Consider the following 13,851-nt stretch of genomic DNA (forward strand, 5'->3'; position numbering starts at 1 on the left):
GCCCTGTTTCGGACGGGTTACGTTCGTCGATGAGCCCCTCCGCAACCCTTGGCAACACACCTCCCCGACACCTAAGGTTCAGTGCAATGCCACACATTACTGGGAAGATTCATGACGTCTAAGCAGGTCAAGGCCCTGGCCGGAGCCGTACGCACGGCCGCCGGGGCCGTACGACCGGTGCCGGGAGCGCGCATCACCGGTGGTCTGTTACACCACTGGCAGGTCCGCAACGGCGCGGCCACGATCCCGCACACCATCGAGCAGCTCCGGGCGGCGGGCAACGTCGCCAACCTGAGCCGGCTCCTGGAGCAGGATCCCGCCCCCTACCGCGGCCGGTACCCGTTCCTGGACACCGATCTGTACAAGACCCTGGAGGGTCTGGCCTACGAGCTCGGCGACGGCCGCGCGGCCGAGCCGGTACGGGAGTTCTACGACGAGGTCGTCGGCCTGCTGGAGCGGGTCCAGGCCGAGGACGGCTACCTCAACTCCTTCTTCCAGGACCCGGCGGCCGCCAGGAAGCCGTGGGAGGACCTGGCCTGGGGGCACGAGCTGTACAACCTGGGCCACCTCATCCAGGCCGCCGTCGCCGCGGCGCGCCGGATGGGCGACGAGCGGCTGCTGCGCGTGGCCGGGCGCTTCGCGGACCTGGTCGTGGAGCGCTTCGCCGAGCGGGGCGTGTGCGGGCATCCCGAGGTCGAGATGGCGCTGGTCGAGCTGTACCGGGAGACGGGCGTGCGCGCCTACCTCGACCTGGCCGCCGCGTTCGTCGACCGCCGCGGTTCCGGCCAGATCGAGCACAGCATCTTCTCCGCCGACTACTTCCAGGACCACGTGCCCTTCCGCGAGCTGCCGTCGGTGACGGGGCACGCGGTGCGGATGGCGTACCTGGCGGCCGGGGCCGCCGACGTCTTCCTGGAGACCGGCGACCGGTCGCTGTTCGCGGCGCTGGAGCGGCTCTGGGACGACATGGTGGCGAGCAAGCTCTACCTCACCGGCGGGCTGGGCAGCCGGCACTCCGACGAGGCCGTCGGCGACCGCTACGAGCTGCCGTCCGAGCGCGCCTACAGCGAGACCTGCGCGGCCATCGCGGTGATGCAGTGGGGCTGGCGGATGTTCCTGGCCACGGGCGGCGCGAAGTACCTCGACGTGTTCGAGCGGGTGCTCTACAACGCCTACGCCGTGGGCCTGTCGGAGGACGGCCGGGCGTTCTTCTACGACAACCCGCTGCAACGCCGTCCCGACCACGAGCAGCGCAGCGGCGCGGAGCCCGGCGGGGAGCCGCTGCGCCGCTCCTGGTTCGGCTGCCCGTGCTGCCCGCCGAACATCGTGCGCTGGATGGCTCAGCTGGCCGACTACGTGGCGGCGGAGCGGGACGGCGCGCTGCTGATCGCCTGCTACACCCCGGCCAGGATCACGGGCGAGCGGCTGGACCTGGCGATGGAGACCTCCTACCCGTGGGACGGCGACGTCCACCTGACGGTCGGGCGGGCGCCGGAGGAGCCGTACGGGATCGTGCTGCGGGTGCCGGGCTGGGCCCGCGGCGCGACGGTCACCGTCAACGGCGAACCGCACGACGCCGCGCCTTCCGCGAAGCGCGCGGAGGCCGCGGCAGACTCCCCCGGCGGGAGTGCGGACGGTGGCTGGCTGAGGATCGAGCGGCGCTGGGCGCCCGGCGACGAGGTGCGGCTCACGCTGCCGATGCCGGTCCGCGCCCACGGCTCGCACCCCCACCTCGACGCCACCAGAGGCGCGCTCGGCATCGCCCGCGGCCCGCTCGTCTACTGCGTCGAGCAGCAGGACAGCCCGTCGGCCGCGGTCGACGACCTGGTGGTCGGCGTGGCCGACGTCGCCGGCGCGCGGACCGGGCGGCGCGGCGAGGCCGTCGTGCTCGGGGTGACGGCCGGCGCCGCTCCCCCGCCGTCCACCGAGCTCTACCCCGAACTGTCCCTGGAGCGGGCGGCGATCACGGAGACGGCGGTCAGCGCGACCTTCGTCCCGTACTTCCTGTGGGGCAACCGCGGCCCCGAAGCCATGCGGGTCTGGGTCAGGTCCCGCACCACCGACGGAAAGAAGGCGACATGAGGAGATCGGCGGCGCTGGCGAGCGTCACCATGACCGGCGTGCTGGCACTCACCGCGTGCGGCGGCGGCGCCGCGCCCGCGGGCGGTGGCCCGGGCGGGTCGTCGTCGGCCCCCGCGACGGGCGGCACCGTGCACGTCCTGGCCAACGCGGACTTCTCGCACCTGGACCCGGCGCGTGGCTGGGACGGCGGGGTGAACAACTTCTACCGGCTCATCTACCGGGGGCTGACCACGTTCGGCGCCGGGCCCGGCGAGGAGAGCACGAAGGTGGTCCCCGACCTGGCCACCGACACGGGCACGCCGTCCGACGACGCCAAGACGTGGACGTTCACGCTGAAGGACGACCTGTTCTTCGAGGACGGCACGCCGATCACGAGCGAGGCGGTCAAGTTCGGGGCCTCGCGGGCGTTCGACCCCGAGGCGGGGATCGGCTCGCCGTACGGGAAGCTGCTGCTGGACGCGCCCAAGGGCTACAAGGGCCCGTACGAGGACGGCGACCTCGACACTATCGAGACCCCCGACGCCAAGACGGTCGTCTTCCACCTGAAGAAGTCCTTCCCCGACTTCCCGAGCGCGCTGACGCAGCCGAACTTCGTCCCCTTCCCCAAGGGCACGGGGGCGGCGGCCGCGTTCGACACCAAGCCGATCGCGAGCGGGCCGTACAAGCTGGAGAGCTACCAGCGCAACGCCTCGCTCAAGCTGGTGCGCAACCCGTACTGGAAGGCCGAGACCGACACCGTGCGCAAGGCCAGGCCGGACGCCTTCGAGTGGACGTTCGGGCTGGACGCGGCCACCATCGACGAGCGCATGCTGGCCGGTCAGGGCGCCGACGCCGACGCCATCATGGGCACGCCCGCCATCCAGGCCGCGACGGTGGCCAGGGCGCAGGCGCCGCAGATCAAGTCGCGCACGCTGAGCGGGCTCGGCGGCTGCACCACGTACATGTCGCTGAACATGACGAAGAAGAACCTGGACGACGTCAAGGTGCGCCAGGCGATCAACCACGCGGTCGACAAGGACACCGTGGTGGCCGCCCTGGGCGGCTCGCAGCTGGCGCTCAAGGGCACCTCGATCCAGCCGCCCACGATCGTCGGCCGGGTCGACTACGACCTCTATCCGCACGACGTGGAGACCGCCAAGAAGCTGCTGGCCGAGGCGGGCCTCGCCGGGGGCTTCGAGCTGACGCTGGACACCCGGCCGGTGCCGAAAATGCAGGCGGCCGCGGTGGCGATCCAGGAGGCGCTGAAGCAGGTGAACATCACCGTCAAGATCAACAACATCGACACCTCCACCTTCTACGAGGTGATCGGCACGCCCGCGCAGCAGCACGACGCGGCCATCACCGGCTGGTGTCCCGACTGGGCCTCCGGCGCCACGTTCCTGCCGCCGCTGTTCGACGGCCGCAACATCACCGCCAAGGGCAACGCGAACCTCGCGCAGATCGACGACAAGAAGATCAACGACCGGATCGACGAGATCGCGGTCATGCCCGACGTGCAGGCGGCCAACGCGGCCTACGGCGAGCTGGACAAGCAGATCATGGAGCAGGCGCCGATGGTGCCGCTGGCCTACGAGAAGGTGGTCACGGTCACGGGCTCGAACATCGCCGGCGCGTACCTGTCGAACGCCTTCTCCGGCGGCATCGACTTCGTCTCCGTCGGACTGGCGAAGCCGACGAAGTAGATGACCGTCGCAGCTCATCCGCAGCAGCAGGTGGCGGGCGCGCCCGCCACCTCGGGCCGGCGCGTCGCCGGCGCGCTGCTCCGCGACCGCGCCGCCGTCCTCAGCACCGCGTACCTCACGCTGATCGTGCTGATGGCGCTCGGCGCGCCGCTGATCAGCGCGATCATCGGCCACGGCCCCAACGACTTCGACACCGCCGCCGTCAACACCGACCTGGGCGGGATCCCGCACGGGTCGCTGGGCGGGATCAGCGCCGGTCATCCGCTCGGCGTCGAACCGCAGAACGGCCGCGACATCCTGGCCCGCATCGCCTACGGGGCCCGCGTCTCGCTGCTCATCGCGGCCGCGGCCACCGCGCTGACCACGCTGCTCGGCGTGGTGCTGGGCATGCTGGCCGGGTTCTACCAGGGCTGGGTGGATCAGGTGATCTGCCGGGTCATGGACTTCCTGATGGCCTTCCCCGCGCTCATCTTCATGATCGCGATCCTGTCGTCGCTGCCGCAGGGCAACCGGTCGGTGCTGCTGGTCGTGGTGATCAGCGTGTTCGGCTGGCCGTACCTGGCGCGGGTCGTGCGCGGGCAGACGATGACGCTGGTCAACCGGGAGTTCGTGGAGGCCGCGCGGGCCTCGGGCGCCTCCACGGGGGCGCTGGTGTTCAAGGAGATCCTGCCGAACCTGCGCAGCTCCCTGATCGTGATGACCACGCTCGCCGTGCCCGGCTACGTGGGCACCGAGGCGGGCCTGTCGTTCCTCGGCGTCGGCGTGGCGCCGCCCACGCCGTCGTGGGGGCAGATGATCGCGAGCTCGGTCGGCTGGTACGCCGTCGATCCGATGTACTTCGCGGTCCCCGGCCTGTTCCTGTTCCTGACGGTGCTGTCGCTGACGGTGCTCGGGGACCGGCTGCGGGCCGCCTTCGACGCTGGGGAGGCCTCCTGATGGCGCGTTACCTGGCCGGACGGCTCGCCGGAGTGGTGCTCATCCTCTTCCTGGTGTGCCTGTTCACGTTCGTCATCTTCTTCACGCTCTCGCCCGACCCGGCGGTGATGATCTGCGGCAAGACGTGCACGCCCGACCGGATCGACCAGATCCGGGACGTGCTCGGCCTGAACCAGCCGTTCCTGACGCAGTTCACCGGCTTCCTCGGCGGCATCTTCGCCGGGCGCGACTACGGCCACGGCGCGAACCTGGTGCACTGCGCCGCGCCGTGCCTGGGCTACAGCTTCCAGACCAACCAGTCCGTGATGGACATGGTGGTGGAGCGGCTGCCGGTCAGCGCCACGGTCGCGATCGGCGCGGCGGTGCTGTGGCTGCTGTTCGGGATCCTCGCCGGGCTGCTCAGCGCGGTCAAGGAGGGCACCTGGTGGGACCGCACCGCCATGGGGCTGGCGCTGGGCGGCTCCAGCATCCCCAACTACGTGCTGGCGCTGGCGCTGCAGTACGTGCTCGTCGTGCGGCTGCAGGTGCTGCCGTTCCCGCAGGCGGTGGCGTTCGGCGACGATCCGGTGGTGTGGTTCCAGTCGTACCTGATGCCGTGGATCGTGCTGGCCACCGGCTACGCCTGCCTGTACGCCCGGCTCACCCGCGCCAACGTGATCGACACCCTGGCGGAGAACTTCATGCGCACGGCCAGGTCCAAGGGCCTGAGCCCGGCGCTGACCATGCGCAGGCACGCGCTGCGGCCGGCGCTGACGCCGATCGCGACGATCTTCGGCATGGACTTCGCCGCGCTGCTCGGCGGCGCGCTGATCACCGAGACGGTGTTCGGCCTCAACGGGGTCGGCAAGATGGCCGCCGACTCCATCGCCAAGAACGACCAGCCGGTCATCATGGCGGTGACGCTGCTGGCGGCGTTCTTCGTGGTGATCGGCAACGTGGTGGTGGACCTCGTCTACACGAGGCTGGACCCGAGAGTGAGGATCACGGCCCGATGAGCGACCTGCTTGTGGTGGAGGACCTCACCGTCACCTTCCCGACCACGCGCGGCCCGGTGGAGGTGGTCAAGGGCGTGTCCTTCACGGTCGGCCGGGACGAGACCGTCGGCATCGTCGGCGAGTCCGGGTCCGGCAAGTCCATGACCAGCCTGGCGATCATGGGGCTGCTGCCCAAGGGCGCCAGGACCCGTGGCAGCGTCCGGCTGGACGGCACGGAACTGCTCGGCCGCCCCGAGCGGGAGCTGCGCCGGCTGCGCGGCGACCAGCTGTCGATGATCTTCCAGGATCCGCTGTCGTCGCTGAACCCGTACTACACGGTGGGGCTGCAGATCGAGGAGATGTACCGGGCGCACCGCGACAAGTCCCGCAGGAACGCGCGCCAAGTCGCGGTCGAGGCGCTCGCGCAGGTGGGCCTGCCCGAGCCGGAGCGGCGGGTCGACCACTACCCGCACCAGTTCTCCGGCGGCCAGCGCCAGCGCGTCATGATCGCCATGGCGCTGGTGTGCGGGCCGAAGCTGCTCATCGCCGACGAGCCGACCACGGCGCTGGACGTGACCGTGCAGGCGCAGATCCTGCGGTTGCTGGCCGACCTGCGCCGCGAGAGCGGCACCGGCATGGTGTTCATCACCCACGACCTGGCCGTGATCAGCTCGATCGCGACCCGCGTGCTGGTGCTGCGCCGGGGCGAGCAGGTCGAGTACGGCACCGCCGAGCAGGTCTTCGCCGAACCCCGCCACGACTACACCCGGATGCTGCTGGACAGCATCCCGCGCATCGACGACGAGGTGAGCGCATGACCCCGTTGCTGCAGGCCGAGAACCTGACCAAGCGGTTCGTCACGCGCGGGCCTTTGGGCGCCAGGGCCGAGTTCACGGCGGTGGACCAGGTGAGCTTCGAGGTACGCCTGGGCGAGACGCTGGCCGTGGTCGGCGAGTCAGGCTCCGGCAAGTCGACGACCGCCCGCATGATCGCCAAACTGATGGACCCGACGGAGGGCTCCCTGCACTTCGACGGCGAGGACGTCACCCGCGCCAAGGGCGCCGCGCTGGCGCGCTTCCGGGGCGATGTCCAGGTCGTCTTCCAGGATCCGTTCTCCTCGCTCAACCCCCGCCACACGGTGGAGCGCATCCTCATGGCGCCGCTGGTCTACCAGGGCATCGCACCCGACGGCAGCCGCCGGGCGCACGCCAAGGAGCTGATGGAGCGGGTCGGGCTCAACCCCGACCACTCGCTGCGTTACCCCGCCCAGTTCTCCGGCGGGCAGGCGCAGCGCATCGGCATCGCCCGCGCGCTGGCCGTCAACCCCAGGCTGGTGATCTGCGACGAGGCCGTCTCGGCGCTGGACGTGTCGGTGCAGGCGCAGGTGATCGAGTTGCTGCGGCGGCTGCAGCGCGAGAGCGGGTTCAGCTACGTGTTCATCGCCCACGACCTGGCCGTGGTCCGGCAGATCGCCCAGCGGGTGGCGGTCATGAGCAAGGGGCGGATCGTCGAGCTGGGCGAGACCGCCCAGGTGTTCGGCGAGCCGCGCGACGCGTACACGCGCACGCTGCTGGCGGCCATCCCGCGCATCGACCCGGAGTGGGACCGCCGCAGGAAGGAGAGGTCTTGATCACCGCTACGTACACGATCCCCGGGATGCGGGTGCGCGACCACGTCGAGCGGGTGCCGCTGGACTGGACGGACCCCGGCGCGACGATCACCCTGTTCGCCCGCGAGCTCGTCGATCCCGCCAGGGACGGCGAGGACCTGCCGTGCCTGCTCTATCTGCAGGGCGGGCCCGGCGGCAAGGGCCCGCGCCCCGTCGGCACGTCGGGCTGGCTGGGGCAGGCATTGGAGCGCTACCGGGTGATCCTGCTCGACCAGCGGGGCACCGGCCGCAGCTCCCGCCTCGACGGGCGGGTGATGAGCGCGCTCGGCGCCAAGGAGGGCGCGGACCATCTGGCCTTCTTCCGGGCGGACTCGATCGTGGCCGACGCCGAGCACCTGCGTAAGAAGGTCTTCGGCGGGCGGCGCTGGTCGACGCTCGGGCAGAGCTACGGCGGGTTCCTGACGCTGACGTACCTGTCGTACGCGCCGGAGGGGCTCAGCGCCTGCTACGTGACCGGCGGCCTGCCGTCGCTCGACCCGGACGCCGAGGAGGTCTACCGGCGCACCTATCCGCGGGTGGCGGCCAAGAACGCCGCCTTCTACCGCCGTTACCCGCACCACGCGGACACGACGGCGAAGCTGGCCGACCTGCTCGCCGGCGGCGGCGTGATCCTGCCCGACGGCGACCGGCTCACCGTGCGGCGGCTGCAGTCGCTCGGCATCGACTTCGGCATGAAGCCCGGCTACGAGCGCATGCACTGGCTGCTCGACGAGGCCGCGCCCGACGACGAGGGACGGCTGCCGGAGACGTTCCTGCACCAGGTGCTGACCCGTTCCTCCTACGCCGACAACCCGCTGTTCGCCGCGCTGCAGGAGAGCATCTACGGCTCGGGGCCCGGCGCGACCGCGTGGGCGGCGCAGCGCGAGCGCGCCCGCCACCCCGCCTTCGCCGAGGACGCCAGGCCGCTGCTGTTCACCGGGGAGATGATCTATCCCTGGATGTTCGCGGAGATCCGCGCGCTGCGCCCGTTCCGTCCCGCCGTGGAGCTGCTCGCCGAGCGGGACGACTGGCCCGCGCTGTACGACCTCGACCGGCTGGCCGCCAACGAGGTGCCGCTGGCCGCCGCCGTCTACTACGACGACATGTACGTCGACTCCGGCCTGCAACTGGACACCGCCGCCAGGGTCGGCAACGCCCATGCCTGGGTCACCAACGAGTACGAGCACGACGGCATCGGCGAGGAACGGGTCTTCGCCCGGCTGAGCGCGCTCGTCCGCGACATCGGAGGAGGAATCACCAGTGAGTGACGGCAGGCTGCCCAGGCTCGCGGAGATCCCCGCGTTCACCGCCTACATCGCCGAGGGCTGGGACACCCCCGCCCGCACCCCCGGCCTGGTGCCCGGCGCGGCGCGGGCGGCCGCCGCGCACCGCGCCCGCCTGGCCGAGGCGCTGCCCGGCGCGACCGTGGTCGTCTCCGCCGGCCGGGCCCCGGTCCGCAGCAACGACACCGCCTACGACTTCCGCGTGGACAGCGACTTCTACTGGCTGACCGGCTGCGTGGCCGAGAACGCGGTCGCCGTGGTCCGCGACGGCGCCGCCACCGTGTACCTGCCGCCGCCGGCCCGGCCCGGCGACACCGGCTTCTTCGCCGACGCCGCCCACGGCGAGCTGTGGGTGGGCCCGTCGCCGTCCCCGGCCGAGTGGTCGGCCGCCCTCGGGGCCGAGGTGCTGCCGCTGCCCGACTTCACCGGCCCGCCCGCCGGCGCCCTCGTCACCGGCGGGGCGGAGCCGTCGCGGGAGGTGCGGCGCGTCCTGGCCGAGCTGCGCATGATCAAGGACGAGTGGGAGGTGGCCCAGCTGCGCGAGGCGGTGGACCGCACGGTCGAGGGCTTCGCGGCCGTGCTGGCCGAGGTGCCCGCCGCGATCGCGGGCGGCGGCGAGCGCTGGCTGCAGGGCACGTTCGACCGGTACGCCAGGACGTACGGCAACGGCCCCGGCTACGCCTCCATCGTGGGCAGCGGCCCGCACGCCCCCACCCTGCACTGGGTGCGCTGCGACGGCCCCGTCCTCCCGGACGAGCTGCTGCTGCTCGACATGGGTGTGGAGACCCGCGCCCACTACACCGCCGACGTCACCCGCACCTTCCCCGTCTCGGGGGCCTTCTCCCCCGCCCAGCGGCAGGTGCACGACCTGGTGGAGCGGGCGCACAGGGCCGGGCTGGCGCAGGTCGCGCCGGGCCGGCCGTTCACCGCCTTCCACCACGCCGCCATGGAGGTCATCGCGCGCGGCCTGCACGACTGGGGCCTGCTGCCGGTGTCGGTCGACGAGGCGCTGTCGGAGCACGGCCAGCACCACCGCCGCTACCTGATCTGCGGCATCGGCCACCACCTGGGCCTGGACGTGCACGACTGCGCATCGTCGCGGTACGAGGCCTACCAGGGCGCGCGGATGGCGCCCGGCATGGTGCTGACCGTGGAGCCCGGCCTGTACTTCCACGCCCACGACCTGACGGTCCCGCCGGAGCTGCGCGGGATCGGCGTGCGCATCGAGGACGACCTGCTCGTGACGGCGGACGGCGCGGAGAACCTGTCCGCCGCGCTGCCCATCGACGCGAGCGGGCTGGAGAACTGGAACAAGGAGAACGTATGACCCGCCCCGTGTGGCACGGCGTGCACGTCGCGACCGCGCTGCCCTTCCACGACGACCTGTCCGTCGACTACGACGGCTACGCCGAGCACGTCCGGTTCCTGGCCGAGGGCGGCTGCGACGGCGTCTGCCCCAACGGCTCGCTCGGCGAGTACCAGACGCTGACGGACGAGGAGCGCGCCCGGGTGGTGCGCACCGCGGTCGAGGCCGCCCCCGAGGGCTTCCACGTGATGCCGGGCGTGGCCGCCTACGGCGCGGCCGAGTCGCGGCGGTGGGCCGAGCAGGCGGCCGAGGCGGGCGCCTCGTCGGTGCTGCTGCTGCCGCCGAACGCCTACCGCGCCGACCGCCGGGCCGTCGTCGGCCACTACCGGGAGGTGGCCAAGGCCGGGCTGCCGGTCGTCGCCTACAACAACCCGATCGACACGAAGGTGGACCTGACCCCCGATCTGCTCGCCGAGCTGCACCAGGAGGGGCTGATCGTCGGGGTCAAGGAGTTCACCGGGGACGTGCGCAGGGCGTACGAGATCGCCGAGCGCGCGCCCGGGCTCGACCTGCTGATCGGCTCGGACGACGTGCTGCTCGAACTCGGCGTCGCCGGCGCGGTCGGCTGGATCGCCGGGTACCCGAACATGATCCCCCGCGCCACCGTCGAGCTCTACCGGCTGGCCGTGGCCGGCGACGTGGCCAAGGCGCTGCCCCTCTACCGGGACCTGCACCCGCTGCTGCGCTGGGACTCCAAGACGGTGTTCGTGCAGTCCATCAAGCTGTCGATGGACCTGGCCGGGCGCAGGGGCGGCCCCTGCCGCCCCCCGCGCACCGCCCTCGCGCCCGAGCAGGCCGCGCAGATCACCCGCGAGACGCGGGAGGTGCTGGCCAAGGGCTACCGGTAGGCGGCGGTTCCGGGGCGGCGGGCGCCGCCGCCCCGGCATCTCCGGCTAGGAGACCTTCTGGGCGGGCGCCGTCCAGGTGTTGCACGCCGCCGGCGAGGCCGCGCGGAAGCCCTTGTCCAGCCAGGCGGCGATGTTGCGGCCCTTGCCGTGGTCGCGCACCTTCGCCTGCTCGTCGCCGCTGTGCCGGTTGATGTCGAGCAGCTGGTCCCAGTCGTCGCCGTCACGGTCGAGCGAGCCCCAGACGCTGCCGATGAACACGCCGCCCAGGCACTCGGCCTGCAGCTCGTTGCGGCGGAACTGCTCGTTCAGCTCCTTCTTGCCCTTGTACGGGTAGCGTTCGAAGGCCCGGTTGATCCCGGTGACGTTCTGCAGGTGGTGCGCGAACTCGTGCGCGGCCAGGCTGAACAGGAACAGGTCGGAGGTCACTTCGAGCAGGTCGTCGTCGAGCAGGATGAGGAAGCGCTTATCGCTCGCGCAGTAGGCCCCCGACGCGTTGCCCCACTTGCTGCCGCAGAAGCGCCGCGGCTTGGTGATGAAGCCCATCCTCGCCTTGGTGAACGGCAGGCCGGCCCGGGTCAGGTGGGCGCCCCAGGAGGCGTTGAGGCAGGTGAGCACCGCCTGCAGGTAGCGCTTGGCCTGGGCGACGTCGTCGGGTTCGATCTTCCGCTCCGGGCACTCGCTGGGCTGGAGCCTGCCGCTGTCGTACAGCTTGTTCGCGGTCAGGGCGCGGTCGCGGATCGGGTACGCGGACGCCTGCGCGGAGTGGGCCGGTAACAGCGCCGCGCAGAGGAGAACGGCGACGAGGGCGGAGAGACGCATGACGGGCATTTTACGGGCAGATCATCCGCGCACGCTGTGCCGTGCACGACAGCCCCGGCCGCCGCCCGATGCTCTGGCGGCGGCCGGGGACGCGCTCTAGACGCGTTCGAGCTCGATGATCAGCGCGGAGGCCGGGCGCAGCGCCGGGGCGGGCAGGCCCAGCTCGGCCAGCACCGCGCCGGGCACCCGCACCGGGGCGGCGGCCCACTCCGGCAGCAGCGCGCGCTCGGGGGCCGGACCGGCCGTGCGCACCTCGTACGTGGCGGCGGGGTCGAGCCCGGGCAGCCGCAGCGGCGCGGGCGCCATGTCCAGGCGGGAGGCCTGCTGCACGTACGCGTACACCGCCCGCTCGGGCAGCACCACCCCGTGCAGCAGCGCCGACGGGTCGGGATGGTCGGCGCGCACCACCCGGCCCGCGTGCAGCAGCGGCCGCAGCCGCTTGTGCAGCGCGATCCAGGTCGCCAGCTCCTCCAGCTCGGCCTCGCTCGCCGAGGTCAGGTCCCACTCCACGCCCATGTGCCCGAACAGCGCCGTCGCCGCCCTGAAGGCCAGCGGCAGCGACCGGCCGGTGATGTGGTCGCCCGGCGCGCCCACGTGGCAGCCCAGCCGCTCCGGCGGGACCAGCAGCCCGGTCCAGCGCTGGATGGCCTGCCGGTCGAGCGCGTCGTTGCTGTCGGAGGTCCACACCCGGTCGGTGCGGGCCAGGATGCCGAGGTCGATCCGGGCGCCGCCGGACGAGCACGACTCGATCTCCAGCCCGGGGTGGCGGGCGCGCAGCTCGTCCAGCAGCCGGTAGGCGGCCAGCGTCTGCGCGTGCACGCCGGGCGCGCCGTCGTGCACGGGCTCGGCGATGTCGCGGTTGTGGTCCCACTTGATGTAGTCGAGCGCGTACTCGCCGACCAGGGCGGAGGTGCGTTCCAGCAGGTACGCGTACGCCTCCGGGCGGGCCAGGTCGAGCACCTGCTGGTTGCGGTACGGCGGCGGCGTGCGCTCGGGCCGGCCGAGGATCCAGTCGGGGTGCTCGCGGGCCAGGTCGGAGTCCGGGTTGACCATCTCCGGCTCGAACCAGAGGCCGAACTGCATGCCGAGCTCGCGCACCCGGACGGCCAGCGGGTGCAGGCCGTCCGGCCAGACGCCCTCGTCCACGTACCAGTCGCCGAGGCCGGCCCGGTCGTCGCGGCGGTGGCGGAACCAGCCGTCGTCCAGCACGAACCGCTCGACCCCGGCCGCCGCCGCCCGCTCGGCCAGCTCCAGCAGCCGGTCGAGACCGTGGTCGAAGTAGGTCGCCTCCCAGTTGTTCAGCGTCACCGGCCGCACCGGCAGCGGACGGGAGCGCAGATGGCCGTGCACCCGCGCGCTCACCTCGTCGAGCCCCGTGCCCGACCAGCTGAAGTACACCCACGGCGTGCGATAGGTCTCGCCCCGCGCCAGGACCACCTCGCCGGGGTCGAGCAGCTCGCCCGCGGCCAGCAGCGCGACGCCCTCGGGCAGCCGCTCGGCGTAGTGCACGTGGCCGCCGCTCCACCCCGCGTGCACCGCCCACACCTCGCCGGACCGGAACCCGAACCTCCCGGTCCCCGCCACCAGCAGCCCGGTGCCGTCGTGCCCGGTGCGGCCGCGCCGGTTCTCCCTGGACCACACCCCGTAGCCGAACTCGCGTCGCTGCGGCACCTTCTCCAGCCCCCACCGGCCGGTGAAGTCGAGCAGCTCACCCGCCCGCGCGGGCACCGGCAGCGCGCACACCAGCCCCTGCATCCGGTACGGCGACGGCGCGGTGTTCGTCACCGCGTGCCGCATCCGCACCAGGCCGCCCTCGTCCATGACCAGCTCGCTCACCAGGCTCAGCCCCGCCTGAGCGTCGGTGGCCGTCACGGTCACCGTGCCGCCCGAGCCGGGCTCCGCCCGCGCCTCCAGCCGGTCCACGCTCCACCGCACCGGCCAGTGCTCGCCGTCCCTGACGCCGGACAGGCCCGGCCGGCCGTACCAGCCGTCCCCCTGCGCGGGCAGCAACGGCGGCGCGGGCGAGGCGAACGCGGGCGCCACGACCGCGGCGGGCAAGGGAGCGTCGAGCGGCCCGAGTGCGGCGCCGAAGTGCCGCACCCGCGGCAGGCCGGGGCCGGAGTCGTCGAGCACCAGCGCGGCGCCCGCCGCGGAGAGGATCACGGGTGACAAAGAGGGGCTCCAATCTGGGGCGGGCCGGGCACGCCGACCTG

General features: G+C 72.5%; 11 protein-coding genes. 9 read left to right on the forward strand and 2 right to left on the reverse strand.

From position 1 onward, the window contains the following. Positions 1 to 111: 111 nt before the first annotated feature. Genes B0I32_RS44530 through B0I32_RS44570 form a run of 9 tightly spaced genes read left to right on the forward strand, consistent with a single transcriptional unit; the run spans position 112 to position 10,819 of the window. Positions 112 to 2,082: a glycoside hydrolase family 127 protein gene (locus B0I32_RS44530; protein WP_106250035.1), complete on the forward strand. Its 1,971-nt coding sequence runs from the start codon at positions 112 to 114 to the stop codon at positions 2,080 to 2,082. Next, on the forward strand, positions 2,079 to 3,764 hold the full coding sequence (locus B0I32_RS44535) for an ABC transporter substrate-binding protein (RefSeq protein WP_106250037.1): 1,686 nt from the start codon (positions 2,079 to 2,081) through the stop codon (positions 3,762 to 3,764). The genes B0I32_RS44530 and B0I32_RS44535 overlap by 4 nt, the downstream gene beginning before the upstream one ends. Continuing rightward, the gene (locus tag B0I32_RS44540) at positions 3,765 to 4,700 is read left to right on the forward strand and encodes an ABC transporter permease (protein ID WP_106250038.1); all 936 of its coding nucleotides are present in this window, start codon (positions 3,765 to 3,767) and stop codon (positions 4,698 to 4,700) included. Beyond that, positions 4,700 to 5,695 carry an ABC transporter permease gene (locus B0I32_RS44545; protein WP_106250040.1) on the forward strand — a complete coding sequence of 332 codons (996 nt, stop codon included), beginning with the start codon at positions 4,700 to 4,702 and terminating at the stop codon, positions 5,693 to 5,695. Before B0I32_RS44540 ends, B0I32_RS44545 begins: the two co-directional genes overlap by 1 nt. Beyond that, positions 5,692 to 6,492 carry an ABC transporter ATP-binding protein gene (locus B0I32_RS61495; RefSeq protein ID WP_106250042.1) on the forward strand — a complete coding sequence of 267 codons (801 nt, stop codon included), beginning with the start codon at positions 5,692 to 5,694 and terminating at the stop codon, positions 6,490 to 6,492. Before B0I32_RS44545 ends, B0I32_RS61495 begins: the two co-directional genes overlap by 4 nt. Continuing rightward, positions 6,489 to 7,304: an ATP-binding cassette domain-containing protein gene (locus B0I32_RS61500; protein ID WP_106250043.1), complete on the forward strand. Its 816-nt coding sequence runs from the start codon at positions 6,489 to 6,491 to the stop codon at positions 7,302 to 7,304. Before B0I32_RS61495 ends, B0I32_RS61500 begins: the two co-directional genes overlap by 4 nt. Beyond that, the gene (locus B0I32_RS44560) at positions 7,301 to 8,590 is read left to right on the forward strand and encodes an alpha/beta fold hydrolase (RefSeq protein WP_106250045.1); all 1,290 of its coding nucleotides are present in this window, start codon (positions 7,301 to 7,303) and stop codon (positions 8,588 to 8,590) included. Before B0I32_RS61500 ends, B0I32_RS44560 begins: the two co-directional genes overlap by 4 nt. Next, a complete protein-coding gene (locus B0I32_RS44565; RefSeq protein ID WP_106250046.1) occupies positions 8,583 to 9,932 on the forward strand; it encodes an aminopeptidase P family protein in 1,350 nt (449 codons plus the stop codon). The genes B0I32_RS44560 and B0I32_RS44565 overlap by 8 nt, the downstream gene beginning before the upstream one ends. Beyond that, the gene (locus B0I32_RS44570; protein ID WP_106250048.1) at positions 9,929 to 10,819 is read left to right on the forward strand and encodes a dihydrodipicolinate synthase family protein; all 891 of its coding nucleotides are present in this window, start codon (positions 9,929 to 9,931) and stop codon (positions 10,817 to 10,819) included. Before B0I32_RS44565 ends, B0I32_RS44570 begins: the two co-directional genes overlap by 4 nt. Before the next feature lie 45 nt (positions 10,820 to 10,864). Here the strand turns inward: B0I32_RS44570 and B0I32_RS44575 are convergent, their stop codons facing one another. Next, positions 10,865 to 11,638: a neutral zinc metallopeptidase gene (locus tag B0I32_RS44575; protein ID WP_181308462.1), complete on the reverse strand. Its 774-nt coding sequence runs from the start codon at positions 11,636 to 11,638 to the stop codon at positions 10,865 to 10,867. A 96-nt stretch (positions 11,639 to 11,734) separates the two neighbouring features. Continuing rightward, positions 11,735 to 13,801, reverse strand: a complete 2,067-nt coding sequence (locus B0I32_RS44580) for an alpha-galactosidase (protein WP_425438144.1) — start codon at positions 13,799 to 13,801, stop codon at positions 11,735 to 11,737. Positions 13,802 to 13,851: the final 50 nt, after the last annotated feature.

The organism is Nonomuraea fuscirosea, from assembly GCF_003001935.1.
Classification (GTDB): Bacteria; Actinomycetota; Actinomycetes; order Streptosporangiales; family Streptosporangiaceae; genus Nonomuraea; species Nonomuraea fuscirosea.

Excerpts from the sequence above, each read along its gene's own strand:
- B0I32_RS44530 (WP_106250035.1), top strand. The coding sequence starts at position 112 with ATGACGTCTAAGCAGGTCAAGGCCCTGGCCGGAGCCGTACGCACGGCC.
- B0I32_RS44535 (WP_106250037.1), top strand. The coding sequence starts at position 2,079 with ATGAGGAGATCGGCGGCGCTGGCGAGCGTCACCATGACCGGCGTGCTG.
- B0I32_RS44540 (WP_106250038.1), top strand. The coding sequence starts at position 3,765 with ATGACCGTCGCAGCTCATCCGCAGCAGCAGGTGGCGGGCGCGCCCGCC.
- B0I32_RS44545 (WP_106250040.1), top strand. The coding sequence starts at position 4,700 with ATGGCGCGTTACCTGGCCGGACGGCTCGCCGGAGTGGTGCTCATCCTC.
- B0I32_RS61495 (WP_106250042.1), top strand. The coding sequence starts at position 5,692 with ATGAGCGACCTGCTTGTGGTGGAGGACCTCACCGTCACCTTCCCGACC.
- B0I32_RS61500 (WP_106250043.1), top strand. The coding sequence starts at position 6,489 with ATGACCCCGTTGCTGCAGGCCGAGAACCTGACCAAGCGGTTCGTCACG.
- B0I32_RS44570 (WP_106250048.1), top strand. The coding sequence starts at position 9,929 with ATGACCCGCCCCGTGTGGCACGGCGTGCACGTCGCGACCGCGCTGCCC.
- B0I32_RS44575 (WP_181308462.1), bottom strand. The coding sequence starts at position 11,638 with ATGCGTCTCTCCGCCCTCGTCGCCGTTCTCCTCTGCGCGGCGCTGTTA.